Origin of the sequence: Mycobacterium colombiense CECT 3035, from assembly GCF_002105755.1 — a bacterium.
Classification (GTDB): Bacteria; Actinomycetota; Actinomycetes; order Mycobacteriales; family Mycobacteriaceae; genus Mycobacterium; species Mycobacterium colombiense.
This window is the reverse complement of record NZ_CP020821.1, coordinates 4866521-4893255: the sequence shown is the minus strand read 5'-3', so window position 1 is coordinate 4893255 and position 26735 is coordinate 4866521. Positions and strand designations below refer to the sequence as shown.

The window sequence follows — 26735 nt, the reverse complement described above, 5'->3', positions numbered from 1 at the left end:
AGTAGGTAGAGAGTGGAGCACACGGCTTCGCTCACTACCGGAGGTGACGAACATGCAGTACTTCGCCTTGTTGATCAGCAAGGAGCAGGACCGTACGCCCGACGATGCCGCCACCGCGATGGCCGCCTGGGAGAACTTCCACGCCAAGGCCGGATCGGCGATCAAGGCCGGTGACGCGCTGGCACCCGCCGCGTCCGCCGCGGTGATCACCGGCGGCCCGGACGCGCCGACGGTCACCGACGGGCCCTTCGCGGAGTCCGCCGAGGTGGCGTGCGGCTACTACGTCTTCGAAGCGGAAAACCTGGACGAGGCGCTGGCGCTGGCGCGCGACGTCCCGATCGCCGCGTTCGGGGCGGTGGAGCTGTGGCCGGTGGTGCACTCGATCGAGCCGACGCGCAAGCCGACCGGCAACGACTGGCTGGCGCTCCTGCTGGAGCCGCCCGCCACCGCGCACACGCCGGGCACACCGGAGTGGGAGGCGGTCGCGGCCAAGCACGCGGATTTGCACGCCGCCGCAGGCGATCGCGTGCTCGGCGGCGCCGCGTTGCACGACCGCTCCACGGCGACCACCGTGCGGGTGCGTGACGGCGAGGTCCTCATCACGGACGGCCCCTACGTCGAGGGCGCCGAGATCGCGACCGGCATCTACCTGTTGGGCGCCGGCGATCGCGACGAGGCGATCAAGGTCGCGTCGATGATCCCCGCCTCGACGGTGCAGCTGCGCCAACTGGCGGGCGTGTCCGGCCTGTAGCGGATGCCCGACCTGGACGGCGTCTTCCGCCGGGAATGGGGCCCGGCCGTGGCCGCGCTCGCGCGGTGGTCGGGTGACCTCACCGTCGCCGAGGACGCCGTCCAGGAGGCCTGCGCCGAAGCGCTGCGCACTTGGCCGCGCGACGGGGTGCCCGAGAACCCGGGCGGCTGGCTGGTGACCGTCGGCCGTAACCGCGCCCGGGACCGGCTGCGCCGCGAATCCGTGCGTCCCGGAAAGGAATTGGCGGCTGTGTTGGACGACATCAGGGCGCGTACCGATCACTCCGAGCCGCATCCGGTACGCGACGACGAATTGCGGATGATGTTCACCTGTGCGCACCCGGCGCTGGACCGGCAATCGCAGTTGGCCCTCACGCTGCGGCTGGTGTCCGGCCTGACCGTCGGCGAGATCGCGCGGGCGCTGCTGCAGACCGAGGCGGCCGTCGGTCAGCGAATCACGCGCGCCAAGAACAAGGTTCGGCACGCGAACATCCCGCTGCGGGTGCCGCCGGCCGAGTTGCTGCCCGAGCGCACGCCGCACGTGTTCGGTTGCGTGTATTCGGTGTTCACCGAGGGCTACTGGTCGACCGCGGGTCCGTCGGCCATCCGGGACGACCTGTGCGACGAAGGGATCCGGCTCGGCGCCGAGTTGTGCGCGCTGCTGCCCGGTGAGCCCGAGGCGCACGCCCTGTCCGCCCTGATGCTGCTGCACGATTCGCGCCGCGCGACCCGGGTGGACGACAGCGGAATGCTGGTGCCGCTCGAGGACCAGGACCGGCGCCGATGGGACCGGGAGCGCATTTCACGCGGTCTCGAGCGGTTGCGTCGCGCCGAGGGCTCGACGGGCGCCTATCTGCCCCAGGCCGTGATCGCCGCGCTGCACGCCACGGCGCCGTCCTGGGAGCAGACCGACTGGGTGACCATCTGCGCCGCCTACGACCGGCTGTTGGGATTGACCGGCTCGCCGGTGGTGGCCGCCAACCGCGCGCTGGCGATCGGATTCCGCGACGGCCCCGCCGCGGGCCTGGCCGCCCTGGACGAGGTGGCACCCGATCCGCGGCTGACCCGGTCCAATCTCGTCGCGATCGTGCGCGCCGACCTGCTGCGGCGCGCGGGCAGACCCGCCGATGCGCTGCCCTGGTATCGAGAGGCGTTGGAGTCCAACGGATCCGACCCCGGCCGCGCGTTTCTGCGGCGGCGCATCGTCGAGTGCGGTGGCTAGGACTCCGAGAAGTTGCGGGTGACGGCCGGGTCGACCGGGATGCCCGGTCCGGTCGTCGTCGAGACCACGATCTTGCGCAGGTAGCGGCCCTTGGAGGCGGACGGCTTGAGCCGCAGCACCTCGTCCAGGGCGGCGCCGTAGTTCTCGGCCAGGGCCTTCTCGTCGAACGAGGCCTTGCCGATGACGAAGTGCAGGTTGGCCTGCTTGTCCACCCGGAAGTTGATCTTGCCGCCCTTGATGTCGGACACGGCCTTGGCGACGTCGGGGTCACCGTGCCGGTCTTGGGGTTCGGCATCAGGCCGCGGGGACCGAGCACGCGGGCGATCCGACCGACCTTGGCCATCTGGTCCGGGGTCGCGATCGCGGCGTCGAATTCCAGCCAGCCGCCCTGGATCTTCTCGATCAGGTCGTCGCTGCCGACGATGTCGGCGCCCGCGGCCTGGGCCTGCTCGGCCTTGTCGCCCACCGCGAACACCGCCACGCGGGCGGTCTTGCCGGTGCCGTGTGGCAGGTTGACCGTGCCGCGGACCATCTGGTCGGCCTTGCGCGGGTCGACGCCGAGCCGGATCGCCACCTCGACGGTGGAGTCCTGCTTGCTCGACGACGTCTCCTTGGCGAGCTTGGCCGCCTCCAGCGGGGTGTAGAGGTTGTCGCGGTCCACCTTTTCGGCGGCGGCGCGGTATGCCTTGCTGTTCTTGCTCATTGATTCATCCAATCCGGTGTTGGGTCGTGGTTAACTCGGGCCGAAGCCAGCCCTCCCACGGTCTTTGGAGGTTATTACTCGACGGTGATGCCCATCGACCGGGCGGTGCCGGCGATGATCTTGGCCGCCGCGTCGATGTCGTTGGCGTTCAGATCGGCCTTCTTGGTCTCGGCGATCTCCTTGACCTGGTCCCAGCTGACCTTGGCGACCTTGGTCTTGTGCGGCTCGGCCGACCCCTTGCCCACGCCGGCGGCCTTGAGCAGCAGCTTGGCGGCGGGCGGGGTCTTGAGCGCGAAGGTGAAGCTGCGGTCCTCGTAGACCGTGATCTCCACCGGGATGACCTGGCCGCGCTGGTTCTCCGTGGCAGCGTTGTATGCCTTGCAGAACTCCATGATGTTGACGCCGTGCTGACCGAGCGCGGGCCCGACCGGCGGCGCCGGGTTGGCCTGCCCCGCCTGGATCTGAAGCTTGATCAGCCCGACGACTTTCTTCTTCGGGGCCATGAGATTGTGCTGTTCCTTCCTGGGTTACGCCCGGCGTGTGCGCCGGTTTAGAGCTTGGAGACTTGGCTGAAGGTCAATTCGACCGGGGTTTCGCGGCCGAAGATCGACACCAGCACCTTGAGCTTCTGCTGTTCGCCGTTGACCTCGCTGATGGTGGCCGGCAGCGTCGCGAACGGGCCGTCCATGACCGTCACCGATTCGCCGACCTCGTAGTCGACCTCGATGGCCGGACGCTCCAGCCCGCCGACCTCGGCGGCGGCGGCGGTGGTGGCCGCACCCTTGGCGGCCTTCTTCGTCGCGCCGCGCGGCAGCAGGAACTTCACCACGTCGTCGAGCGTCAGCGCCGACGGACGCGAGGTCGCCCCCACGAAGCCGGTGACGCCCGGGGTGTTGCGCACCGCGGCCCACGAGTCATCGGTGAGGTCCATGCGCACCAGGATGTAGCCGGGCAGCACCTTGCGATTGACCTGCTTGCGCTGACCGTTCTTGATCTCGGTGACCTCTTCGGTGGGCACCTCCACCTGGAAGATGTAGTCGCCGACGTCGAGGTTCTGCACACGGGTTTCGAGGTTGGCTTTGACCTTGTTCTCGTAGCCCGCGTAGGAGTGGATGACGTACCAGTCGCCGGGCTTGCTGCGCAGCTCCGCCTTGAGCGCGGCGGCCGGGTCGGCCTCTTCGGCCGTCTCCTCGGACGCCCCGGCGGCCTCGGCCGTCTCGCCGGCAGCCTCGTCCGCAGTCGCCTCGGTGACCTCGGCGCCTGCAGAAGTGTCCGTGGCCTGCGCGGCTTCGTCGGTCTCTTTCAGGTCGACCGCGTCACCCGCGGACGGGTCACCGTCGAAGGTAGTCACGGTTTGAGTCCTCTCTGTCACTTTCAAAAGTGGCGTCACTCGCTCAGCCGAACACCAACAGCACCAGCTTGGTCAGGCCGAAGTCCGCCAGGCCGACCAGCGCCACCATGAAGGCCAGGAAAGCCAGCACAACGGAGGTGTAAGTGAGCATCTGCTTGCGGTTGGGCCAGATGACCTTCCGCATCTCCGCAACGACCTGCTTGAGGTAGTTGTAGACGAACACGAAGGGGTTGACCCGATGGTCGCCGGCCCGGCTCTTCGCGGCCTTCTTGGCCCCGCCCGTTTTGGAGGCGCCCTTCTTGGCCTTCTCCGGCGCGGCGGCCTCGACGTCGGCCGACGACTCGGCGTCGTCGCCGGCCTCGGCGGCCCGCTGCCGGGACCGTTTGCCCGTGGGGCGCTGTGGCCGCGTCACCACCGCCGTCCGACCGCCGCTCGCGCGGCCGTCCTCTTTGTCAGTGCCGTCGCTTGCGGCGTCGTTGGCAACGTCGCCTTCGTCGCTCACCGCATGCTCCTTTGTTTGCTCGTACCTCGCGAACCGTCCCGCCGGTGGTGGAACTTCCTTCCAGTGTCCACCATGCCAGCACGTTCGCCATTAGCAGGGGCGACAGGACTTGAACCTGCAACCTGCGGTTTTGGAGACCGCTGCTCTGCCAGTTGAGCTACGCCCCTTCGCGGTTGGCAGGCCAACCTGCGCTTACCTACCGGGGCCTACATGACACGCGCGCCTTCCGATTGCTCGACTCACGGAAAGCGCGCTAATGCTGGGAAAACCCCGAGGACCGAGTGTACATCGGTGTGAGAGCCGAATACTAATTACGCCGTTCTGACGACCTGGCCGGAGTCGGGGTCCCAGCGCAGGTTCGCCGAGTTGTCGGCGTACTGGCCCATCAGTGTCGTGTAGGCCTCCAGGACCACCTCACCGTGCTCGTTGGTGCAGATGTTCTTGGTGACGACGATGTCGGCGCCGAAGCGCTCGTCCACCGACTGGATGTCCATCCGGGCCCACAGCTTGTCACCGGCCTTGATCGGCTTGGAGAACACGAACCGCTGGTCGACCTGGACGATCACCAGCGTCTCCATGCCGATGTCGACGTGCCGGAAGAAGTCCAGCTGGACCAGCTTGGCGAAGATCGTCCCGAAGGTCAGGGGCGCGACGATCGCGTCGTGGCCGAGCTCGGCGGCCGCGTCTTCCTCGAAGTGGGCCGGGTGCCGGTTTTTGATGGACAGTGCGAACTGGCGCAGTTGCTCCCGCCCCACAACGAAGTAGTCCGGGTAGCGCCAGATCATCCCCCTGATGTCTGTTTTGAGCGCCATGGGCTATGCGAGTATTGCGGACGCGATGGCCCTGCCGAAGATCTTCTTGCCGCCGGTGGTGGCCGTGAGCGCGATGGTCACGGCTTTGGTCTCGGGGTCGGCGGACTTGACCCGGCCGTTGAAGACCAGTTCGGCGCCCTTCCCGTCGTTGGGCACCGGCACCACGGCGGTGAACCGCACGTTGTACTCGGTCACGGCACCCGGGTCACCGATCCACGCGGTGACGTAGCCGCCGCCGATGCCCATGGTCAGCATGCCGTGCGCGATCGCGGTGTCCAGGCCGACGACCTTGGCCATTTCGTCGTCCCAGTGGATCGGGTTCAGGTCGCCGGAGACGCCCGCGTAATTCACCAGATCCTGTCGGGTCAGCGGGTAGGTCTTCTCCGGAAGCAGGTCGCCCACCTTCACGGAGCTGAACTCACGCAGTGGCATCAGTAAATCCCTCTTCTCCATCCTCGCCGGCACGGCCCGCCAGGGTCGTGTAGGTCTCTTGCACGACGTCACCGGCCTCGTTGGTGATGACATTCTTGGTGACGATGATCTGGGTACCGTGCGACACACGCATCGAGTCCACATAAACGTCGCAGTAGAGCTTGTCCCCGGCGACGAGCGGGGCGAAGTACTTCAGCACCTGGTCGACCTGAACGATCTGGGCGTCCTGGACGGAGATGTTGGCGTATTTGAAGAAGGCCGTCTGCGCCTGGTAGCCGAACACGCAGACGAACGTCAGCGGGGCGAGCAGTCCCTTGTAGCCGAGTTCGGCCGCCGCCTTCTCCTCGAAGTACCAGGCGTCGTCGTTCTGCACGGCCGTCGCGTGTTCGCGGATCTTCTCCCGCTCCACCTCGTAATGATCGGGGTAGCGGTAGTGCATCCCGACGATGCTCTCGCTTAACGGCACGGTTCTTAAACTACCTAGTCAATCGGAGTAAACGCCCGCGGGTGACCGCTAGCGCGTCTCCCGATGCGCCTGGTGTTTACCGCAGTTGGGGCAGAACTTCTTCAGCTCCAGTCGGTCCGGGTCGTTCCGGCGGTTTTTCTTGGTGATGTAGTTGCGGTGCTTGCACACCTCGCATGCCAAGGTGATCTTCGGCCGTACGTCGGTACTGGACGCCATGACGGTTCTCTCTCGATTCCTTCAAAAAAACTGTGTTGTTGTGTTGTAGCGATGGCCGGACTCGAACCGGCGACCTAACGATTATGAGTCGTTCGCTCTAACCGACTGAGCTACATCGCCTCTGGCCACCCCATTCGGGGCCGCCACGCCTGCTCGGCGTCCGCCGAGCCCCCTAACGGAATCGAACCGTTGACCTTTTCCTTACCATGGAAACGCTCTACCGACTGAGCTAAGGGGGCCGTTCGCCCGCAGCGATCTTCTCCTCCGCGCGGGCCTAAAAGAGGGTACAGCCTGGCTCGCAGCGGAACCAAACCACGGGTATCAGGGGGCTCCGCCGCCGTTGCGGTGAGGCTGCCAGGCGCTGAGGTCGCTGAACTCGTCGTACGCGTCGTCCTGTTCGACGGAATCGCCATCGTGAAGCAGGGTCCGCAACGCGAGGTTGACGGCCTCGCGGGCGTCGAGGAGATGGAAGCGGCGGATGGCCTCATCGACCAGATCGACGTCGACCTCGATTTCGACCTTCTTCTTCATGCGCCAACAGTACCCACCTGATACCGGCCGAACCGGGCCCGGAACGGCGGTGTCGCGCAGCGTCCTAGTCTGGTCACGTGCCCGAGGACCGGCTGTACTTTCGTCAACTGCTCTCCGGCCGCGACTTCGCCGCCGGCGACATGATCGCGACGCAGATGCGCAACTTCGCCTACCTGATCGGCGACCGGCAGACCGGTGACTGCGTGGTCGTCGACCCGGCCTACGCCGCAGGCGATCTGCTCGACGCGCTCGAGGCCGACGGCATGCACCTGTCCGGCGTGCTGGTGACCCACCACCACCCCGACCACGTCGGTGGGTCGATGATGGGGTTCGCGCTGGCCGGCCTGGCCGAACTGCTGGAGCGTGCGCCGGTGCCGGTACACGTCAATACCCATGAGGCACTGTGGGTTTCGCGGGTCACCGGGATAGGCCTGGGCGACCTGACCTCCCATGAGAACCACGACAAGGTCAGCATCGGCGACATCGAGATCGAGCTGCTGCACACCCCGGGCCACACGCCGGGCAGCCAGTGCTTTCTGCTCGACGGCCGCCTCGTCGCCGGCGACACGCTGTTCCTGGAGGGCTGCGGGCGCACCGACTTCCCCGGCGGCGACTCCGACGAGATGTACCGCAGCCTGCAGCGGCTCGCCACCCTGCCCGGTGACCCGACGGTGTTTCCGGGCCACTGGTACTCCGCGGAGCCCAGCGCGTCGCTCTCGGAGGTCAAGCGTTCCAACTACGTGTACCGGGCCTCGGACCTTGATCAATGGCGAATGCTGATGGGCGGCTGAGCTCCCCGGGGATCGCTCGGTACGACCATCCGACGACCTCCCCTGTGATATAAGCGGAGGGTGGATTCCATGGGTTGGATCCAGGACAGCTGGCATGATGTCACGCACGTCGGGTCCAGCACCTGGATAGCGTGGGCAGCATGGGCGGCAATCGTCCTGGCCGTCGTCACGCTGATCTTCACCAACGCTCAGATCAACCGCAATCGCCGCGCGGCGGCCGAGCAGACGCGCCCCCAGGTCGCGATGTTCATGGAGCCGCATTCCGCCGACTGGCACGTGATCGAACTCGTCGTCCGGAACTTCGGCCGCACCGCGGCCTACGACATCGGGTTCTCCTTCGTCAATCCCCCGACGGTGGCGGAATACGAGAACGCCACCGACGGCTACGCCGACGTCATCGAACTGCGGCTGCCCCGCGAGCTGCCGATGCTGGCGCCCGGCCAGGAATGGCGCATGGTGTGGGATTCCGCGCTCGACCGCGCCGAGATCGGCAGCGGCATCGAATCCCGCTTCACCGGCACCCTGACCTACTACGACCGGCCCGATCGTCCGCGCGGCCGGCGGTTCTGGGAGCGGGAGCGCTCCCCGCTGCACACCGACGTCGTGCTGGACTGGGACGCCCTGCCGCCCGTCCAGCGCATCGAGTTGATGACCACCCACGACCTGGCGAAGCGGGAGAAGGAGAAGCTGGAGCTGCTGCGCGGCCTGCTGACCTACTTCCACTACGCCAGCAAGGAAACCCGGCCCGAGGTGTTCCGCAGCGAGATCGAACGGATCAACGCCGCGGTCCGGGAAACCCAAGACAGGTGGCGCACCCGCCAACTCGACGAACCCACCGACGTGAGCCTGCGCTGGAGTTACGCCGAAGACGACCTGGGCAAACACCACAGCCAGCCCGCCTGACGGCAAGGAGCAACCGATGAGCGCCCCGGTCCACTACAGCATCAAGGACTCCATCGCCGTCCTCAAGATGGACGACGGCAAGGTCAACGCGCTGGGCCCCACCATGCAGCAGGCCCTGAACGACGCGATCGACACGGCCGAGGCGGACGACGCCGGGGCGCTGGTGATCACCGGCAACGACCGGGTGTTCAGTGGCGGCTTCGACCTGAAGATCCTGACCTCCGGCGAGGTGCAGCCCGCGATCGACATGCTGCGTGGCGGGTTCGAGCTGGCGTACCGCCTGCTGTCCTTTCCCAAGCCGGTGGTGATGGCGTGCACCGGCCATGCCATCGCGATGGGCGCGTTCCTGTTGTCGGCGGGCGATCATCGGGTCGCCGCGCACGCCTACAACATTCAGGCCAACGAGGTCGCGATCGGCATGGTGATCCCCTATGCCGCCTTAGAGATCATGAAGCTGCGTTTGACCCCGTCGGCCTACCAGCAGGCCAGCGGGCTGGCAAAGACCTTCTTCGGTGAAACCGCGCTCGCCGCAGGCTTTATCGACGAGATCGTGCTGCCGGAGGTGGTGGTGGACCGCGCCCTGGAGGCCGCTCGCGAATTCGCCGGCCTGCATCAGCGCGCGCACGCCGCCACCAAGTTGCGGACCCGGGCCGACGGCCTGGCGGCCATCCGCGCCGGCATCGACGGGATCGAAGCCGAATTCGGGGTGTGAGCCGCTGAGGGCGTCCGCCCGAGCCGGTTTCGCGGGCCGCTGCCGGGGAAGTCACCGGAATGGCCATAGATCGCATCGCGGACCCCTGGGGCACGCGGACTCCCTACGAACCCGGCACCCGGTGGCCGGAGCGCGTCGACACCTACCTGGCCGACGGGATCAGCCCCGAGTCGGTGGATCGCTGGGTGCAATCGGCCGCGGTGCTGCACTCCAACGGCGACGGCCTGGACATCGCCGTCAAGGACGGGCGGATCGTGGGGGTGCGCGGCCGCGCCGTCGACCGGGTCAACCACGGGCGGCTCGACCCGAAGGACCTCTTCGGCTGGCAGGCCAACGCCTCGGCGGACCGGCTCACCACACCGATGATCCGGGTCCACGGCAAGCTGAAGCCCTGCGACTGGGACACCGCGATGCAGCGGATCGTGGACCGCACCAAGGGCCTGCTCGACAGCTATGGCCCCAGCTCAATCGGCTTCTACACGTCGGGACAGCTGTTCGCCGAGGCGTATTACACCCAGGGGGCGATCGCGCACGGGGCGATCGGCACCAACCACGTCGACGGTAATACCCGGCTGTGCACGGCGACGGCGGCGGAGGCGCTCAAGGAGTCGTTCGGCTGCGACGGGCAACCGGGTTCCTACACCGATGTCGACCACGCCGACGTCATCGCGTTGTTCGGGCACAACGTCGCCGAGACGCAGACGGTGCTGTGGGCGCGGATGCTGGACCGGCTGGCCGGTGAATCGCCGCCGGCCATCGTCTGCGTCGACCCCCGGCTCACGCCGGTCGCGCGGCACGCGACCGTTCACCTGGCTCCGCTGCCGGGCACCAACGTGGCGTTGATGAACGGCCTGCTGCACGAGATCATCGGTCACGGCTGGATCGACCGCGACTACATCGATTCCAACACAGTCGGTTTCGACGAACTGCGCGGCCGGGTCGAGGAGTTCGGACCCGAGCGGGTGGCCGACATCTGCGGTGTGGCTGCCGACGACATCCGGCGCGCGGCGCGGCTGCTGGGCACGGCCAAGCGGCTGATGTCCACCGTGCTGCAGGGCTTCTACCAGTCCCACCAGGCCACCGCGGCGGCCGTGCAGGTCAACAACATTCACCTGGTGCGCGGCATGCTGGGCAAGCCGGGCTGCGGGGTGCTGCAGATGAACGGGCAGCCGACCGCGGAGAACACCCGCGAGTGCGGCGCCGACGGGGACCTGGCCGGCTTCCGCAACTGGTCCAACGACTCCCACGTCGCCGAGCTGGCGCGATTGTGGAACCTGGACCTGCTGCAGATCCCGCACTACGGCCCGCCGACGCACGCCATGCAGATCTTCCGCTACGCGGAGGAGGGAACGCTGCGGATGCTGTGGGTGACCGCCACCAATCCGGCGGTGTCGCTGCCCGAGTTGCGCCGGATCCGCGACATCCTGTCGCAGGAGCGGCTGTTCCTCATCGTCCAGGACATCTTCATGACAGAGACCGCCGCGCTGGCCGACGTGGTGCTGCCCGCCGCGGCGTGGGCGGAGAAGACCGGAACCTTCACCAACGCCGACCGCACCGTGCACCTGTCCGAAAAGGCCGTGGAGCCACCGGGTTTGGCGCGCTCCGACCTCGATATCTTCCTGGACTACGCGCGCCGGATGGACTTCCGCGACTCCGACGGCCAACCGTTCCCGCCCTGGACGGACGCGGAGTCGGCGTTCGAGGCGTGGAAGAAATGCACCGCGGGCCGGCCGTGCGACTACACGGGCCTGACCTATGACAAGCTGCGCGGCGGCAGCGGCATCCAATGGCCCTGCAACGCAGAGCATCCCGACGGCACCGAACGGCTCTATGCCGATGCGAAATTCTGGGCGGCACCCGACTATTGCGAGGCATACGGCAAGGACATGATCACCGGCGCGCCACTGCAGCCCGACGAGTACCGCTCGATGAACCCCTTCGGCAAGGCCATCATCAAGGCGGCCGAATACGTGCCCCCGCACGAGCGGCCCAGCCCCGATTTTCCGTTCGCGCTGATCACCGGCCGCACCGTCTATCATTTCCATACCCGCACCAAAACCGCACGGGCACAACAACTTCAGCAAGCCGCCCCCGAGGTGTGGGTCGAGGTGTCCGAACGCGACGCCCAGCGCCTGGGCATCGGCGAGGGCGATCTCGTGGAGGTGAGGACGCCGCGCGGCTGCGTCGTGTGCGCCGCACGCATCTGCGGCATCCGCGACGGGGTGCTGTTCGTGCCCTTCCATTACGGCTACTGGGACACCGACGGCAAGACCCATCATCGGGCCGGCAACGAAATGACGCTGACCGATTGGGATCCGGTGTCCAAGCAGCCGATCTACAAGACCGCCGCCGCCCGGCTGCGCAAGCTCAAGGTGCGGCCACCCGACCGGAATGGGCACGCGCCGACCACCGCGGCGTCGACGCCGGTCAACGGGTCGGTACCGGCGACGGTCGGCGGCGAGCCGGCCGGTGTCACCGAGGTCGTCGCGACGGGAGGCCGGCCGTGAAGCTGAAGTTGGCGATCCGCGAGCTGCACCGCTCCGAACGCAAGCTGGCGCACGAGTTCAACGTGGTGGCCGCGCGCCACCACAGCGACCAGGACATCTATCACCTCGCCGGCGACATGGCCCGCTGGTCGCAGGATCACGTCAGCGAGTTGGCGCGGCACGGCCGTCACTACGGGCTGCGGCTGTCCGCCGACCCGCGTACCGGCGCGATCACCGGATTTGTGCAGTCGCGGATGAGCGGCCTGCTGCGGCACCGGCCGGAGCCCGGCCTGGCGCTGCTCGCCGACCTGCGCCGGCTGCACCGGCTGTCGGCCGGCGTCTCGCTGGATTGGGAGCTGCTGGCCCAGGGCGCGCAGGCCGCCAAGGATTCCGAACTGCTGAGCCTGACCTCGCGCTGTCACCCCGAGACGCTGCGCCAGATGCGCTGGGCCAACGCGATGCTCAAAGAGCTTTCCCCGCAAGTCTTGATGAACTGAAACGGCGAACGCGGTGACCGCCGCTGGCCGCCACCGCGTTCCCTTCGCCTCCTCGAAGGCCAGTCTGGCACGCGCGCGCCGTGCCGTCACTTCACCCGGCAGGGGCGGGGCGTCTCACCGGAACCGATCCAGATAGGCCGGCCAATCCCAGGTCGACAGGAACTCCGTCGCCGCCGCATAACCGCTGTCGTAGAGCTCTTCCAGACGCCCTCGACCGATGTCGAAGTCGAGCACTCCGACATTGGTCGATTCGACCGCGATGGCGCGGGCGGCGACCCATGGCCGGCTCAGGTGGGTCTGGTCATGGCCGGCGAGCATGGTGGTGAGCAGGCTTTCCAGCAGGGCCGTCTGCTCGAAGAAGCGCAACGGTTTCAGGGCGGGCATCACGGCGCCGATGCCCTCGGCCACCCGCGGCAACACCGTGATGCCGAACGTGGGCCAGCGCGGCGCCCTGCCGTCGGGCCGGTCGAAGGTATCGATGGGAAAGTTCGACAGCACACCGCCGTCCACCAGGGTGGAGGTCGTCCCGTCGGCGCCGGCCAGCTTCACCGGGCGATAGAAGAACGGGATCGCCATCGATGCGCGCACGGCGGCGGCCACCGGCTGCTCGTCGGGGTCCAGACCGTAGAGCCGCCGGTAGTCCCATGGAAACCGGACCAATTGCGCGGCGGTCACGTCGGCCACGGTGACCACCAGCTTGTCGCGGCGCCCCTCGAGCAGATCGTCCGCGTCGAGCTTCAGATCGCCGAACGAGGTGACGCCCAGGTTCTTCAGCTCGCTGCGGATCCAGTCGTGGGCGACGTCGCCGCGATACATGCTGGTGTCCCGCACCAGCCCCCAGGCCGCACCGAGATACGGGACCGGTCCCGCGTCGCGCCACTTGCGCAACGGAACCGAGAACGCGAGTTCCTTGACCTGAGCGCCGGTCAACTGGCCGTCGGATCCGGCGGCCAGGATCGCCGCGACCACCGAGCCCGCCGAGACCCCGGACACCCTCTTGATCGAATATCCGGCGTCCATGAGGGCGACGATGGCGCCCACCAGGCCGATGAACTTGACGCCCCCGCCGGAGAGCACCAGGTCCACGAGTTTCGTCGGTGCCGCCTTGGGGGCCATCTACTGCTCCGACGAAACCCATTGATAGGGAAGGAATTTCCCGTCGAATGTCACGACGACCCGGTCGCCGGACGGATGCGGCCTCTTCTGCACGTCGAGGCTGAAGTTGATGGCGCTCATGATGCCGTCGCCGAACTGCTCGGCGATCACCTCTTTGAGGGCACCGCCGTACACCTGCAGCGCCTCGTAGAAGCGGTAGATGGTGGGGTCGGTGGGGACCGCGGTGGGCAGCCCGCCGCGCATCGGGGCGGCGGCGAGCACCGGCACCACGGACTCGTCCAGCTTCAACTTCTGCGCCAGAACCTTGGCCTGCTCCACCGGAATCGGGTGCTGACCGAGCAACGCCGCCGTGGTCCACATCAGCGGCCTGTCGATCGCGTCGGCCAGCTGTTGCCACGTCAGCCCCTCGCGCAGCCGGGCTATGACGACCTGTTCGGTGATTTCGGTTCTGTTCATGGCCTTAAGCATGCCCGCCGGCTCTCACTCCGGCGTGGTCGCGGTGACCAGGCGAGTGGAGAACCAGGCGCCGAAGGTTTTTCGCGGTGCCGATCACCAACGGCCGTGGTGCACGACCTCGGCGAACGGCCGCCGGTTCGGCTTGCGGATCGGGGCGAGCGGGCGATCGGCCGGATAGCCGACGCCGAGCAGGAAGGCCACCAGGTATTCGTCGGGCACGCCCAGGATGGCGCGCGCCTTGTCCTGGTCCCCCACCGACGAGTGCCCGGTGCCCAGACCCAGGTCCGTGGCGGCGATCATCATCGCCATGGTGGCCTGGCCGACGTCGTAGTTGTCGGTGATCACCCGGCGCTCGTCCGGCGGCACCGGGACGACGATGGCGATCGCGGCCGCGGCACCGGCGATGTGGCCCGCGCCCCGCCAGACCGTGGACAGCTCGGCCAGCTGCTCACGGTCGGTGACGATGACGAAGTCCCACGGCTGCCGGTTCTTGGCCGACGGCGCGCGCCAGCCGGCCTCTGCGATGCGGTCCAGGTCCTCGGGCGGTACCGGCTTCGATTGGTACTCCCGCACGTTGCGACGTGCGCGGAGCGCGTCCCAGGCTTCCATCTGACTCCCTTCAGCGACTGTCTTCTCGAGCAAACCGGCGTAGGATCGGGTGAATTCCCAGGCGGGGATTGCGCGTTCGCCCGTAGTCTAGCTCCGGCAAGTGTGAGTGATCGGGTGCCAACGCAACCAAACGCCTTGGGCCACAGTTAAACACGAATTTTCTGCGAAGTCGGCCACGCCGCGGTGGCCATCCGACGCCGGTCCGATCCAGTTTGCCGGGATGGCCGCTCGGGTTTGATCGCCACGTTTTCGGGAAGCCGTGGTGAACCAATCGATCCGCCGTCTCGTGAACAACCGAATGGCCCCAAGTCAGAAAGGCGGGTATCCGCCGTGGCAGAGCACCTGACGCCGCACTTCGAAGAGGTACAAGCCCACTACGACCTGTCCGACGAATTCTTCCGGTTGTTCCTCGACCCCACCATGACCTACAGCTGCGCATATTGGGATCGCAACCGGGACATCTCGCTGGAAGAGGCGCAGTTGCGCAAGATGGATCTCTCGCTGGGCAAGCTGGGCCTGCGGCCGGGCATGACGCTGCTGGACATCGGGTGCGGCTGGGGCGGCACGATGTGCCGGGCGCTGGAAAACTACGACGTGAACGTCGTCGGCCTGACCCTCTCGGAGCATCAGGCCGCGCACGTGCAGAGGCTCTTCGATGCCATGGACACCCAGCGCAGCAGGCGGGTGTTGCTGCACGGCTGGGAGGAATTCGACGAGCAGGCCGACCGGATCGTCTCCATCGGCGCGTTCGAGCACTTCGGCTACGACCGCTACGACGACTTCTTCGCGATGGCCTACCGCACCCTGCCCGAGGACGGCGTGATGCTGCTGCACACGATCACCATGCTGACCCCGCAGCAGATCGTCGAGCGCGACCTGCCGATGACCGAGGAACAGACCAGCTTCAACGAATTCATCGCCACCGAGATCTTCCCGGGCGGTCAATTGCCGGCGATCGAGATCGTGGAGTTCCACGCGTCGAAGATGGGGTTCAACCTCAAGCGCAGGCAGTCGCTGCAACTGCACTACGCCAGGACCCTCGACCACTGGGCGGAGGCCTTGCAGGCGCGCCACAGCGAGGCCGTCGAGATCCAGTCCGAAGAGGTCTACCAGCGCTACATGCGCTATCTGACCGGCTGCGCCAACGCATTCCGGGTCGGATACATCGACGTGAACCAGTTCACGCTGGCCAAGTAGCACCGCGGCCCGGGCGCTGGGGTTTATCGTGACAGCGCAATGCCGCTTCATCTGCACCGTGCCGAGCGCACGGATCTGTTGGCCGACGGTCTCGGCGCTCTGCTGGCCAACCCGCCGGCCGACCCGTTCGCCACCGAACTCGTCGTGGTCCCGGCGCGCGGGGTGGAACGCTGGCTCAGCCAGCGGTTGTCGCACGTGCTCGGTGCGCGCGCCGGCGACGGGGTGTGCGCCGGGGTGGCGTTTCGCACCCCGGGCTCGTTGATCGCCGAGATCACCGGCACTGCCGACAACGATCCGTGGTCGCCGGACGCCATGGCCTGGCCGCTGCTGGAGGCGATCGACTGCTCGCTGGACGAGCCGTGGTGCCGCGCGCTGGCCATGCATGTGGGCCACTTCCACACCGGCGCGGAGGGCGAGCTGCGCCAGGGCCGCCGGTACGAGGTGGCACGCCGGCTGGCCGGGCTGTTCGACTCCTACGCGCGGCAGCGCCCGCAGCTGCTGGTCGACTGGGGCAACGGCGAGCCCGGTGATCTCGACGAGGACCTGCGCTGGCAGCCCGAGCTGTGGCGGGCGCTGGTCGCGCGGGTCGCCGCCGACCCGCCGCACGTCCGCCACGCCAGGACCATCGCGCGGCTGCGGGAGGCCCCCACCGAGCTGCCGTCCCGGCTGTCACTGTTCGGGCACACCCGGTTGACCCGCACCGATATCGAGCTGTTGGAGGCCGTGGCCACCCACCACGACCTGCATCTGTGGCTGCCGCACCCCAGCGACGCGCTGTGGCGAGCGCTGGCCGGCGCCCGCGGCGCGGTCCCGCGGCGCGACGACGTCAGCCATCGGGCGGTGTCGCATCCGCTGCTCGCGACGCTCGGACGCGATCTGCGCGAACTGCAACGCGGCCTGCCGGCGGATCCGGCCACCGACGACTATCTGGCCGGCGCCGCGCGCCCGGACACGCTGCTCGGCTGGCTGCAGTCCGACATCGCCGCCAATGCCGTTCGCCCACTTGACCGCACGATGGCGGCCGGCGACCGATCGGTGCAGATCCACAATTGCCACGGCCCGGCGCGCCAGGTCGACGTGCTGCGCGAGGTGCTGCTCGGGCTGCTGGCCGACGACCCGACGCTCGAGCCGCGCGACATCCTGGTGATGTGCCCGGACATCGAGACCTACGCGCCGCTGATCATGGCCGACTTCGGCCTGGGCGATGTGGTGCACGGCGCCCATCCGGCCCACCAGCTGCGAGTGCGGCTGGCCGACCGCTCGCCGATCCAGACCAACCCGCTGCTGGGGGTGGCCGCGCAACTGCTGACCCTGGCGGCCGGCCGGGTGACGGCCAGCGAGGTGCTCAACCTGGCCCAGGCGCCGCCGGTGCGCGCCCAATTCGGATTCACCGACGACGACCTGGAGGCCATCACCCGCTGGGTCCGGCAGGCGAACATCCGGTGGGGGCTGGATCAGCGGCATCGGCGGCCCTATCACGTCGACTTCGTGCACAACACTTGGCGTTTCGGCATCGACCGGATACTGGCCGGGGTCGCGATGTCCGACGATTCGAACGCGTGGATAGACGCGACGCTGCCGCTCGACGACGTCAGCAGCAACCGTGTCCAATTGGCCGGCCAGTTCGCCGAATTCGTCGCGCGGCTGCAGCACACCCTCGACGCGCTCAGCGGCACCCGGCCGCTGAGCGAATGGCTGGCCGCCATCACCGAGGGCGTCGCGCTGCTGACGCGGGTCCGCGATGCGGACGAATGGCAGACCGGCCAGATGAACCGCGAGTTCGCTCAGACGCTGGGCCAGGCCGGGCCCCGCGGCGATATCGCGTTGCGGCTGCCCGACATTCGCGCGCTGCTCACCCGGCGCCTGGCCGGCCGCCCGACGCGGGCCAACTTCCGCACCGGCACCCTGACGGTGTGCACCATGGTGCCGATGCGCTCGGTGCCGCACCGGGTGGTATGCCTGGTCGGCCTGGACGACGGGCTCTTCCCGCGGCTCGGCATCGTCGACGGTGACGACGCGCTGGCGCGATGCCCGATGACCGGGGAACGCGACATCCGTTCCGAGGACCGGCAATTGCTGCTCGACGCGATCGGCGCGGCCACCGAGAAGCTGGTGATCACCTACACCGGCGCCAACGAGTATTCGGGCCAGCCCCGCCCGCCGGCGGTGCCGCTGGCCGAGTTGCTGGACACCCTCGACGTCACCACCGCGACCAAGGTGCGCGACCGCATCGTCGTCGAACATCCGTTGCAGCCGTTCGACATTCGCAACGTCATCCCCGGCGGACTCGTCCCGGACGTGCCGTTCAGTTTCGACCCCACGGTGCTGCGCGCGGCGCGCGCGGCCGCCGGCGACCACGCCGAACAGCCGAAGTTCATCTCGGCACCGCTGCCGGCACCGCCGGCCGGCGACGTCATCCTCGCCGACCTGGTCGGCTTCTTCAAGGACCCGGTGAAGGGCTTCTTCCGCGCGCTGGAATTCACGCTGCCCTACGACGTCGACGGCGTGCAGGATGCCATGCCCGTCGACATCGACGGCCTCGAGGAGTGGACCGTCGGCGACCGGATGCTGGGCGACATCCTGCGCGGGATGACCCCCGACGACGCGCGCCAGGCCGAGTGGCGGCGCGGCACGCTGCCGCCTGGTCAGCTGGGCTGGCGCAAGGTCACCGAGATCCGCGACCAGGCCGCCCTGCTGGCGAGCGAGGCGCTCCGCCACATGCACCGCGACCGCCCGGCCGACGCGTCCGCCTACGACGTCGACGTCGACCTCGGCGGCGGGCGGCGCCTCACCGGTACGGTGTCGCCGGTGTATGACGACCGCCTGGTGTCGGTGACGTATTCGCGGCTGGACGGCAAGCATCTGCTCGAATCGTGGATCCCGTTGCTGGCGTTGGTCGCCCACGATCCGGGGCGCGACTGGGCCGCGGTGTGCGTCGGCCGCATGCGCCGGGGCGTCAGCACCCGCACCGAGGGGCTGGGTCGGCCGGGCGACGGCGAGCAGGCCGTCGGGGTGCTGCGCGAGCTGGTGGCGATCTACGACGCGGGACGGCGTGAGCCGATTCCGTTGCCCATCAAGACGTCCTATGCCTGGGCCGCCGCCCGCTACGGCGGCGAGGACCCGGTGGCCGAGGCGCGGTACCGATGGAAATCCAGCGATCGCTTCCCGGGCGAGGACCAGGCCCCGGCGCACGCGCGGGCGTGGGGCAAGGGCGCGCCGCTGGAGGAGCTGATGGCGCCCGTGCGGCCGGGCGAGGAGTGCGACGGCGAGGACAACCGGCTCGGCGCCTACGCCGCACGGGTCTGGCTGCCGATGCTGCGCGCCGAGCGGAAGCTCATCTGATGGAGCGCTTCGACCTGTTGGGTGCGCTGCCGGCCGAGCGCTCCACCACCGTGCTGGAGGCCAGCGCGGGGACCGGTAAGACCTTCGCGTTGGCCGGGCTCGTCACGCGCTACATCGCCGACGGCGCCGCGAAGCTGGACCAGATGCTGCTCATCACGTTCGGCCGGGCCGCCAGCCAGGAGCTGCGCGAACGCGTCCGCTGCCAAATCGTGGACGCCGTCCGGGCTTTCGCGGATCCGTCGACCGCCGGCGACAACCAGGTGGTGGCCTATCTGCTGGACGGCACCGACCAACAGCGCGCGGCGCGCGAGCAGCGGCTTCGCGACGCACTGGCCGGCTTCGACGCGGCGACGATCGCCACCACCCACCAGTTCTGCCAGCTGGTGCTGCGCTCCCTCGGCATCGCCGGGGACACCGCGGCCGGCGTCACGCTGCTCGACAGCCTCGACGACCTGGTGACCGAGATCGTCGACGACCTGTACCTGGCCCACTTCGGTCAGGAGCGCGACGACCCGGCGCTGCACTACCGCGAAGCGCTGCGGCTCGCCCGCGAGGTCGCCAAGAATCCGTCGACCCAGCTGCGCCCGCTGCACCCGGATCCCGACTCGCGGGCCGCCGCCAGCGTCAGGTTCGCCAATGATGTTCTGGCCGAGCTGGATACGCGCAAGCGCCGGCTCGGGGTGCTCGACTACGACGACCTGCTGATCCGGCTGGCCGACGCGCTGGCCACCGACGACTCCCCCGCCCGGCTGCGCATGCATCAACGCTGGCCGATCGTGATGGTCGACGAGTTCCAGGACACCGACCCGGTGCAATGGCAGGTGATCGACCGCGCGTTCAGTGGGCGTTCCACCGTCGTTCTGATCGGCGATCCGAAGCAGGCGATCTACGCGTTTCGCGGCGGCGACATCGTGACCTACCTGCGGGCGGCCGAGACGGCGGGTGAGCGCAAGACGCTGGCCACCAACTGGCGCAGCGACTCCGCGCTGCTGCAGCGGCTGCAGGTGGTGTTGCGCGGCGCCCAACTCGGTGACCCGGCGATCGTGGTGAACGACGTCGACGCGCATCACCGTGGTCATCGCCTCGCGGGCGCGCCGCGCAACGACCCGTTCCGGCTGCGCGTGGTCGCCCGAAAGACGTTGGGCCGCCGCGGTGTTCAAAACCTGCCGATCGACCAGGTACGCGAGCACATCGGTGCCGACCTCGCGTCGGACATCCGCGCGCTGCTGGCCAGCGGTGCCACGTTCGCCGGTAGGCCGCTGGCGGCCCGGGACATCGCCGTCATCGTGGAGAAGCATCGCGACGCGCACGCGTGCTTCAAGGCGCTGTGCGCCGCGGGCGTGCCCGCGGTCTACACCGGCAACTCGGACGTGTTCACCTCGGAGGCCGCCGAGGATTGGCTGTGCCTGCTGGAGGCCTTCGATCAGCCGCACCGGCCCGGGATGGTGCGCGCGGCCGCGGCGACGATGTTCTTCGGCGAGACCGCCGAAACACTGGCGGCCGGCGGCGACGCGCTCACCGACCGGATCGCGAAGACCCTGCGGGAGTGGGCCGGTCACGCCCGCGAACGCGGTGTCGCGGCCATCTTCGAGGCCGCCCAATTGCTGGGCATGGGCAATCGCCTGCTCACCTGGCAGGGCGGTGAGCGGCACATGACCGACCTGGCGCACATCACCCAGCTGCTGCAGGACGTCGCGCACCGCGAGCACTACAGCCTGCCCGCGCTGCGCGATTGGCTGCGCCGGCAGCGCGACGAGCGCAGCGGGGCGCCCGAACGCAACCGCCGGCTCGACAGCGACGCCGCGGCCGTGCAGATCATGACCGTGTTCGTCAGCAAGGGGCTGCAGTACCCGATCGTGTACCTGCCGTTCGCGTTCAACCGCAACACCCAGGACAGCGACGTGGTGTTGTTCCACGACGAGGACGGCACCCGCTGCCTGCACGTCGGCGGCAAGGACAGCCCCGACTTCAAAGCCGTTGAGCGGCTGGGCCGTAAAGAGGATGCCAGCGACGACAGCCGGCTGACCTACGTGGCGCTGACCAGGGCGCAAACCCAGGTGGTGGCGTGGTGGTCACCGGCGTACTACGAACCCAACGGCGGCCTGTCGCGGCTGCTGCGCGGCCGCCGGCCCGGCGAGCCGGTGGTGCCGGACCGGTGCGAACCCGCGAAGGTCTCCGACGCCGACGCCATGGCCAGGCTGCGTGAGTGGGAGGCGGCCGGCGGGCCGGTCATCGAGGAGTCGCTGGTGGCGGCGGCCCCGTCACTGCCCGCCGAGCCGGTGCCCACCGGCCTGCAGAACCGCCACTTCCACCGCGGCATCGACACCGGCTGGCGGCGCACCTCCTACTCCGGCTTGATCCGGGCGGCGCAGGCCAGCGGGGTGAGCAGCGAACCCGAGATCGGCGAACTCGACGACGAGGCCGGCGACATTCCGTTGGTGTCCGCGGCATCCGGACCGGACGTGCCCTCCCCGATGGCCGACCTGCCGGCCGGGGCCACGTTCGGCACCCTGGTGCACGCCGTGCTGGAGACGGCCGACCCGTTCGCCCCGGACCTGGCCGCCGAACTGCAGGCCCAGATCGTGGCGCACGCGGCGTGGTGGCCGGTGGCCGCGACCCCCGAGGAGCTGGCCGCGGCGATGGTGCCGATGCACGACACGCCGCTGGGCCCGTTGACCGGGGGTAGGACGCTGCGCCAGATCGGACTGTCGGATCGATTGCGCGAACTGGATTTTGAGATCCCCCTGGCCGGCGGCGATCGTGGTCCGACGGCGCCGCGGGTGCGGGTGGCGGATCTGGCGCCGTTGTTGCGCGAGCACCTGCCGGCCGACGACGTGCTGGCCTCGTACGCCGACCGGCTGGCCGAGCACGGGCTGGGCGATCAGCCGCTGCGCGGCTACCTCACCGGCTCGATCGACGCCGTGCTGCGCGTCCCCGACGGCGCGGGGCACCGCTACGTGGTGGTGGACTACAAGACCAACCGGCTCGGCGACCCGGAGCGGCCGCTGACCGCCGCCGACTACGACCGGTCCCGGATGGCGGAGGCGATGCTGCACTCGGACTATCCGATGCAGGCGCTGCTGTATTGCGCGGTGCTGCATCGCTTTTTGCGTTGGCGGTTGCGCGACTACGACCCGAGCCGGCACCTCGGCGGCGTGCTGTACCTGTTCCTGCGGGGCATGTGCGGCCCGCAGACCCCGGTGCTGGACGGCCACCCGGCGGGCGTCTTCGGTTGGCGGCCGCCGTGGTCGCTGATCGTCGCCCTCTCGGACCTGCTCGACGCCCAGGCGGTGGCCGTGTGACCGTCGAAGCCAAGTTCGCCACCGGGCTGCTGCGCACGTTCACCGATGCCGGTGTGTTCGAGCCCGCCGACGTGCATGTGGCGCAACGGCTTACCTCGCTCACCGGCGAAACCGACGAGCGGGTGGCGCTGGCGGTCGCCCTGGTGGTGCGCGCGCTGCGGGGCGGTTCGGTCTGCGTCGACCTGCGCAGCGTGCCCGCCCAGGTCGGCGCCGACGACTACCTGCCCTGGCCCGGCGCCGACGACTGGATGGCGGCGGCGCGGGCTAGCGCCCTGCTTCAAACGCCGCCGGTGCTGCGGCTGCTGGGCGACCTGCTCTACTTCGACCGGTATTGGATCGAGGAGGAGCAGGTCTGCGCCGACCTGCTGGCCCTGTCGGTGGCCCCGGAGACCGTCGAATCATCCAGCTACGAACGGCTTTTCGGTCCCGGCTACGAGGAACAGCGGGCCGCCGCCGAGGTCGCGGTGGCGCAGGCGTTGACCGTGCTGACCGGCGGGCCCGGCACCGGCAAGACCACCACGGTCGCCCGCCTGCTCGCCCTGCTGGTCGAACAGGCGGAGCGCGCCGGCCGGCCCCGACCTCGGATCGCGCTGGCCGCACCAACCGGCAAGGCGGCCGCCCGGCTGGCCGAGGCGGTGGCCGCGGGAAGCGAGGAGCTCACCGCGGTGGACAGGGCGCGCCTGACCGGGCTGTCGGGGACCACGCTGCACCGCCTGCTCGGTCCCCGGCCGGATACGTCCGTGCGGTTCAAGCACAATCGCGGCAATCGGCTGCCGCACGACGTCATCGTGGTCGACGAGACGTCGATGGTGTCGCTGACCATGATGGCGCGGCTGGTCGAAGCGGTGCGGCCGGACACCCGGTTGATCCTGGTCGGTGACCCCGACCAGCTGGCCTCGGTGGAAGCGGGCGCGGTGCTGGCCGACCTGGTGGACGGGCTGGCCGCCCGCGACGACGTGCGGGTGGCGGCGCTGCGCACGCCACACCGGTTCGGCACCTCGATCGGCGCACTGGCCGAGGCGATCCGGGTCGGCGACGGCGACCGCGTCGTGCAGCTGCTGGTGGCCGGCGGTGAACACATCGAGTGGGTGGATGCCGAGCGGCCGGCCGAGCGGCTGCGCGAGGTGCTGGTCACCCACGCGCTGCGGCTGCGCTCGGCCGCGCTGCTCGGCGCGGTCGACGAGGCGCTGGCCACGCTGGACGAGCACCGGCTGTTGTGCGCGCACCGCGAGGGCCCCTACGGCGCAAACCACTGGAACACGCTGGTGCAGAAGTGGATTGGCGAGGCGACGGGCCAGCCGGCCTGGTCGCAATGGTACGCCGGGCGCCCCCTGCTGGTGACGGCCAACGACTACGGCCTGCGCCTCTACAACGGCGACACCGGCGTGACGGTGGCGGGAGCGGACGGCCTGCGCGCGGTCGTCGCCGCCGCGAGCGGACCGCTGGACTTCGCGACCAGCCGCCTCGGTGAGGTGGAGACGATGCATGCCATGACCATCCACAAGAGCCAGGGCAGCCAGGCGGACGAGGTGACGGTGTTGATACCGCCGGAAGATTCGCGATTGCTGACGCGGGAGTTGTTCTACACCGCGGTGACCCGGGCGAAGACCAAAGTGCGGGTGGTGGGCCCCGAGGCTTCGGTGCGCGCCGCCATCGAGCGCCGCGCGGTGCGGGCAACCGGGCTGCGGCAGCGGCTGCGGTCGTTCGGGTAGCGGTCGGCATGGACGACAACCACGCTCCCCCAACGGCATCGCGGCGGGCTCACATCGTGCGCCTCGCCGTGTTCGCCGCATTCCTGGGCGCTGTCTTCTATCTGGTGGCCGTCGCGCGGGTGATCAACATCGACGAGATCCGGGCCATCGTGTCGGCGACCGGCCCGGCGGCGCCCCTGACCTACGTGGTGGTCTCGGCGGTGGTCGGTGCGTTGTTCGTGCCCGGCTCGATACTGGCCGCGGGCAGCGGGTTGCTGTTCGGGCCGCTGCTAGGCGTCTTCGTGACGCTGGGCGCGACGGTGGGCACCGCCATCGTCGCGAGCTTCGTCGGTCGGCGGGCCGGCCGCGAGGGCGCCCGCGCGCTGCTGGGCGCGATGCGGGCCGATCGTATGGACGCGCTGATCGGGCGCGGGGGCCTGTGGGCGGTCGTCGGCCAGCGCTTCGTCCCCGGCATCTCGGACGCGCTGGCCTCGTACGCATTCGGGGCGTTCGGAGTTCCGGTGTGGCAGATGGCCGTTGGCGCGTTCATCGGCTCGGCCCCGCGCGCGTTCGCCTACACCGCGCTGGGCGCCTCGATCGGGAACCGCTCCTCGCCATTGGCCTACGCCGCGATAGCGGTGTGGTGCATCAGCGCGATCGCCGGCGCGTTCGCCGCGCATCGCGGATACCGGAAATGGCGTGGGCACGCGAAGGACGACGAGGGCAACGGTTCGCCTGAGTCGGATTCGTAAGGGCCTTCCGCTGCCGTTGAATCCCTTGTGCCACTTCAGTTCCAGCGGCCACAGAGCGGCGATCCTTGTCGGTGGTGGCTGCGATGATGGCGTTATGTCTTCGATCGTGGAGGTGTCTCCGAAGGACCATCGAGGCCTCATCACCATCACCGGACCCGCACACGCCCCCGTCGTCACCGACGAGGACGGCCGGACGCTGAGCCCGGGATCCCTGGCCCGCCCACCAACAACACCCCCACCCGCGGTACCGCCCTGCCCCGGACCCACTGGCGAACGCGCCGACTGGTGCTGGTACACACCCTTCCAACCCCAACCACCACCAACAACAACTAGCCCGGGCTCCGATCAGCCCGCGGGCCCCAGCATCTCCTTCCAGCCCTCGTCGCCGATATTGGCCGAATTCGCAACCGAATAGACCACACCGTCGGGACCGACGACCGTGCCGCTGCGCACGTCGTAGAGCGCTGCGGGCGGCGCACTCGGGGTGTACACGCACGGGTTCGGCTGCTGCCCGTTGCACAACACGGTGCCCGATCCGGGCCGCTGCAGCGGGTCGCTGACCGGCGGAGGGGTGCCCGGCAGCTGGTCGGCGGGCAGCGGATTGAGGCCGTTGTTCACCGACGGCGCCGGGATCACCAGGCCCGGCTTCACGGGTTGGTCACACCGCGCGCTCGGTGCGGGGCAGGTCAGGATCTGGTCGGGGTCGCCATACCAGGGGTTGGTGCCCAAGGGCACGTAGGGTTCGGGGCTGCGGCACTCCCGCGGAGTCGCGGCCCGCTTGCCCGGCACATCCACGCACGGGTAATTGCGCGCTCCGCGAACGACATTCGTCGCATCCATCGGGATCTTGCAGTAGGTGCCGGCCGGCAGCGGCGCGGTGCTGGTATCCGCCGGCGCGCGCCACTCCGAAGCCGGCAGGAATCCGGTGAGGCACGGCGGTGGCTGGTTGAGCGATATGGCACCGACCCCCAGCGCGGCCTGGCCCGGCGATTGCGCGGTCACCGACTGCGCGATCGCCCCCGACTGCGGCAGGAAGACCAACGCCTGCTCGACGCCGTTGTGGTAGCGCTTGAGCATGTCGATCACGACCTCGAGGTTGGCCAGCGTCTGCGGCAACGACTCCCGCACGCCGCCGAAGGTGGCGTTCACCTGCGTGGCCGTCGGTGCTGCGTTGGCCAGAATGCTGCGCAGCGACCGATCCTGCCGCGCGGTCTGCGCGGCCAAGGTGTTCAGGTTGGCGGCCCAACGCCCAATCGTCTCACCGGAATCGGCCTGGCTGTCGATGATGGGCGCCGAACGTTCGATGATGTCGTCGACGTCGCCGACGCTGCCCCGGAAGTCGTGCGCGATCGCCTGGGTGGCGTCCACCAGGCGCCGAAGCGACGGGCCGAGTCCGCCCACGGCCTGCGACGCCTCGTAGAGCAGCGAGGCGACCTTGTCTTTGGGCAGCACCGCCAATCCGCGGTTGGCGGCATCCAGGGCGGGACCGATCTGGCTGGGCACCGTGCTCTTGCTGATCGCCTGGCCATCGGCCAGGTACGGACCGTGGTTGGCGGTCGATACCAGGTCGACGTACTGCTCGCCGACCGCCGAGACCGAATGCACATTGGCCGACGCGTCGGCCGGTATCCGGTAGCCGTCCTCGATGCTCAGCGTTGCGCGCGCGCCCCGCTCGGTCGGTTCGACGGCGGTGACCTTGCCGATGGTGATTCCCCGATAGGTGACGTTGGCCGTCCGATACAGGCCCCCGGACTGCGGCAGCTCGGCGTAGAGGGTGTATCGACCGACGCCGACCAGGCTCGGTATCCGCAGGTAGTACCAGCCGAGCACCACCACCGCGGCGACCGCCACCGCGGTCAGTAGCACCAGCTGAGTTTTGATCATGCGGGGCAACAT

The 26735-nt window shown here is 69.1% G+C and carries 23 protein-coding genes, 3 tRNA genes and 3 pseudogenes; 13 read left to right on the top strand and 16 right to left on the bottom strand.

Annotation, left to right across the window (positions count from 1 at the left end; translation table 11 throughout):
* The first annotated feature begins 52 nt into the window (after positions 1 to 52).
* Together B9D87_RS23070 and B9D87_RS23065 are read left to right on the top strand one after the other, a co-directional pair.
* Positions 53 to 751: a YciI family protein gene (locus B9D87_RS23070; RefSeq protein WP_007767857.1), complete on the top strand. Its 699-nt coding sequence runs from the start codon at positions 53 to 55 to the stop codon at positions 749 to 751.
* Positions 752 to 754: 3 nt separating this feature from the next.
* Positions 755 to 1972 (top strand): RNA polymerase sigma factor, encoded by a 1218-nt coding sequence (locus tag B9D87_RS23065; RefSeq protein ID WP_007767858.1) that lies wholly within the window; start codon positions 755 to 757, stop codon positions 1970 to 1972.
* Here the strand turns inward: B9D87_RS23065 and rplA are convergent.
* The 12 genes and pseudogenes from rplA to B9D87_RS23005 form a co-directional block, all read right to left on the bottom strand.
* Positions 1969 to 2675, bottom strand: a pseudogene (gene rplA, locus B9D87_RS23060) (50S ribosomal protein L1). The gene B9D87_RS23065 and the pseudogene rplA sit on opposite strands and share 4 nt — an antisense overlap.
* Positions 2676 to 2749: 74 nt before the next feature.
* Positions 2750 to 3178, bottom strand: coding sequence for a 50S ribosomal protein L11 (gene rplK, locus B9D87_RS23055; RefSeq protein ID WP_007767860.1), 429 nt, complete (start codon positions 3176 to 3178; stop codon positions 2750 to 2752).
* 47 nt (positions 3179 to 3225) lie between these two features.
* Positions 3226 to 4026: a transcription termination/antitermination protein NusG gene (nusG, locus tag B9D87_RS23050; protein WP_007767861.1), complete on the bottom strand. Its 801-nt coding sequence runs from the start codon at positions 4024 to 4026 to the stop codon at positions 3226 to 3228.
* A gap of 43 nt (positions 4027 to 4069) precedes the next feature.
* Positions 4070 to 4528 (bottom strand): preprotein translocase subunit SecE, encoded by a 459-nt coding sequence (gene secE / locus B9D87_RS23045; protein WP_007767862.1) that lies wholly within the window; start codon positions 4526 to 4528, stop codon positions 4070 to 4072.
* Between the two features lie 94 nt (positions 4529 to 4622).
* Positions 4623 to 4695 (bottom strand) — tRNA-Trp (locus B9D87_RS23040).
* 144 nt (positions 4696 to 4839) lie between these two features.
* Positions 4840 to 5340 carry a (3R)-hydroxyacyl-ACP dehydratase subunit HadC gene (gene hadC / locus B9D87_RS23035; protein ID WP_007767863.1) on the bottom strand — a complete coding sequence of 167 codons (501 nt, stop codon included), beginning with the start codon at positions 5338 to 5340 and terminating at the stop codon, positions 4840 to 4842.
* Positions 5341 to 5343: 3 nt separating this feature from the next.
* The gene (hadB, locus tag B9D87_RS23030) at positions 5344 to 5772 is read right to left on the bottom strand and encodes a (3R)-hydroxyacyl-ACP dehydratase subunit HadB (RefSeq protein WP_007767865.1); all 429 of its coding nucleotides are present in this window, start codon (positions 5770 to 5772) and stop codon (positions 5344 to 5346) included.
* Positions 5759 to 6238: a (3R)-hydroxyacyl-ACP dehydratase subunit HadA gene (gene hadA / locus B9D87_RS23025; protein ID WP_007767867.1), complete on the bottom strand. Its 480-nt coding sequence runs from the start codon at positions 6236 to 6238 to the stop codon at positions 5759 to 5761. Before hadA ends, hadB begins: the two co-directional genes overlap by 14 nt.
* A gap of 48 nt (positions 6239 to 6286) precedes the next feature.
* Entirely contained in the window at positions 6287 to 6454 is a 168-nt protein-coding gene (gene rpmG, locus B9D87_RS23020) for a 50S ribosomal protein L33 (RefSeq protein ID WP_003898538.1), read from the bottom strand.
* Positions 6455 to 6500: 46 nt separating this feature from the next.
* A tRNA-Met gene (locus B9D87_RS23015) sits at positions 6501 to 6574 on the bottom strand.
* Between the two features lie 46 nt (positions 6575 to 6620).
* Positions 6621 to 6693: transfer RNA gene (locus B9D87_RS23010), tRNA-Thr, on the bottom strand.
* An 82-nt stretch (positions 6694 to 6775) separates the two neighbouring features.
* Positions 6776 to 6985: a type II toxin-antitoxin system VapB family antitoxin gene (locus tag B9D87_RS23005; RefSeq protein ID WP_007767929.1), complete on the bottom strand. Its 210-nt coding sequence runs from the start codon at positions 6983 to 6985 to the stop codon at positions 6776 to 6778.
* Positions 6986 to 7062: 77 nt separating this feature from the next.
* On the opposite strand from B9D87_RS23005, the gene B9D87_RS23000 reads away from it, so the two are divergent.
* From B9D87_RS23000 to B9D87_RS22980, 5 genes and pseudogenes are all read left to right on the top strand, one after another.
* Positions 7063 to 7776, top strand: a complete 714-nt coding sequence (locus tag B9D87_RS23000) for an MBL fold metallo-hydrolase (protein WP_007767931.1) — start codon at positions 7063 to 7065, stop codon at positions 7774 to 7776.
* 69 nt (positions 7777 to 7845) lie between these two features.
* A pseudogene (locus tag B9D87_RS22995) lies at positions 7846 to 8699 on the top strand (DUF8453 domain-containing protein).
* Positions 8696 to 9391 (top strand): crotonase/enoyl-CoA hydratase family protein, encoded by a 696-nt coding sequence (locus B9D87_RS22990; protein WP_007767933.1) that lies wholly within the window; start codon positions 8696 to 8698, stop codon positions 9389 to 9391. The pseudogene B9D87_RS22995 and the gene B9D87_RS22990 overlap by 4 nt, the downstream one beginning before the upstream one ends.
* A 59-nt stretch (positions 9392 to 9450) precedes the next feature.
* Positions 9451 to 11898: a molybdopterin oxidoreductase family protein gene (locus B9D87_RS22985; RefSeq protein WP_007767934.1), complete on the top strand. Its 2448-nt coding sequence runs from the start codon at positions 9451 to 9453 to the stop codon at positions 11896 to 11898.
* A complete protein-coding gene (locus B9D87_RS22980) occupies positions 11895 to 12374 on the top strand; it encodes a hypothetical protein (RefSeq protein WP_007767936.1) in 480 nt (159 codons plus the stop codon). Before B9D87_RS22985 ends, B9D87_RS22980 begins: the two co-directional genes overlap by 4 nt.
* A 114-nt stretch (positions 12375 to 12488) precedes the next feature.
* Here B9D87_RS22980 and B9D87_RS22975 read toward each other — a convergent pair whose 3' ends face one another.
* The 3 genes from B9D87_RS22975 to B9D87_RS22965 form a co-directional block, all read right to left on the bottom strand.
* Positions 12489 to 13490 (bottom strand): patatin-like phospholipase family protein, encoded by a 1002-nt coding sequence (locus B9D87_RS22975; protein ID WP_007767939.1) that lies wholly within the window; start codon positions 13488 to 13490, stop codon positions 12489 to 12491.
* Complete coding sequence (gene cynS / locus B9D87_RS22970; protein WP_007767942.1) at positions 13491 to 13946, bottom strand: cyanase; 456 nt, start codon at positions 13944 to 13946, stop codon at positions 13491 to 13493.
* A gap of 93 nt (positions 13947 to 14039) precedes the next feature.
* Positions 14040 to 14555: a nitroreductase family protein gene (locus B9D87_RS22965; protein WP_007767945.1), complete on the bottom strand. Its 516-nt coding sequence runs from the start codon at positions 14553 to 14555 to the stop codon at positions 14040 to 14042.
* A gap of 330 nt (positions 14556 to 14885) precedes the next feature.
* Between B9D87_RS22965 and B9D87_RS22960 the strand changes: the two genes are divergently transcribed.
* The 6 genes and pseudogenes from B9D87_RS22960 to B9D87_RS27860 all read left to right on the top strand — a co-directional run.
* Complete coding sequence (locus tag B9D87_RS22960) at positions 14886 to 15752, top strand: cyclopropane mycolic acid synthase family methyltransferase (protein WP_007767948.1); 867 nt, start codon at positions 14886 to 14888, stop codon at positions 15750 to 15752.
* A 39-nt stretch (positions 15753 to 15791) separates the two neighbouring features.
* Positions 15792 to 19094 (top strand): exodeoxyribonuclease V subunit gamma, encoded by a 3303-nt coding sequence (gene recC, locus B9D87_RS22955; protein WP_007767950.1) that lies wholly within the window; start codon positions 15792 to 15794, stop codon positions 19092 to 19094.
* Positions 19094 to 22396 carry an exodeoxyribonuclease V subunit beta gene (recB, locus tag B9D87_RS22950; RefSeq protein ID WP_007767953.1) on the top strand — a complete coding sequence of 1101 codons (3303 nt, stop codon included), beginning with the start codon at positions 19094 to 19096 and terminating at the stop codon, positions 22394 to 22396. The genes recC and recB overlap by 1 nt, the downstream gene beginning before the upstream one ends.
* Complete coding sequence (gene recD / locus B9D87_RS22945) at positions 22393 to 24108, top strand: exodeoxyribonuclease V subunit alpha (protein ID WP_007767955.1); 1716 nt, start codon at positions 22393 to 22395, stop codon at positions 24106 to 24108. The genes recB and recD overlap by 4 nt, the downstream gene beginning before the upstream one ends.
* An 8-nt stretch (positions 24109 to 24116) precedes the next feature.
* On the top strand, positions 24117 to 24839 hold the full coding sequence (locus tag B9D87_RS22940) for a TVP38/TMEM64 family protein (RefSeq protein WP_007767957.1): 723 nt from the start codon (positions 24117 to 24119) through the stop codon (positions 24837 to 24839).
* A gap of 124 nt (positions 24840 to 24963) precedes the next feature.
* Positions 24964 to 25164 (top strand): annotated as a pseudogene (locus tag B9D87_RS27860) (hypothetical protein); the annotation flags it as partial.
* Positions 25165 to 25184: 20 nt separating this feature from the next.
* Here the strand turns inward: B9D87_RS27860 and B9D87_RS22930 are convergent.
* The gene (locus B9D87_RS22930; RefSeq protein ID WP_007767959.1) at positions 25185 to 26735 is read right to left on the bottom strand and encodes an MCE family protein; all 1551 of its coding nucleotides are present in this window, start codon (positions 26733 to 26735) and stop codon (positions 25185 to 25187) included.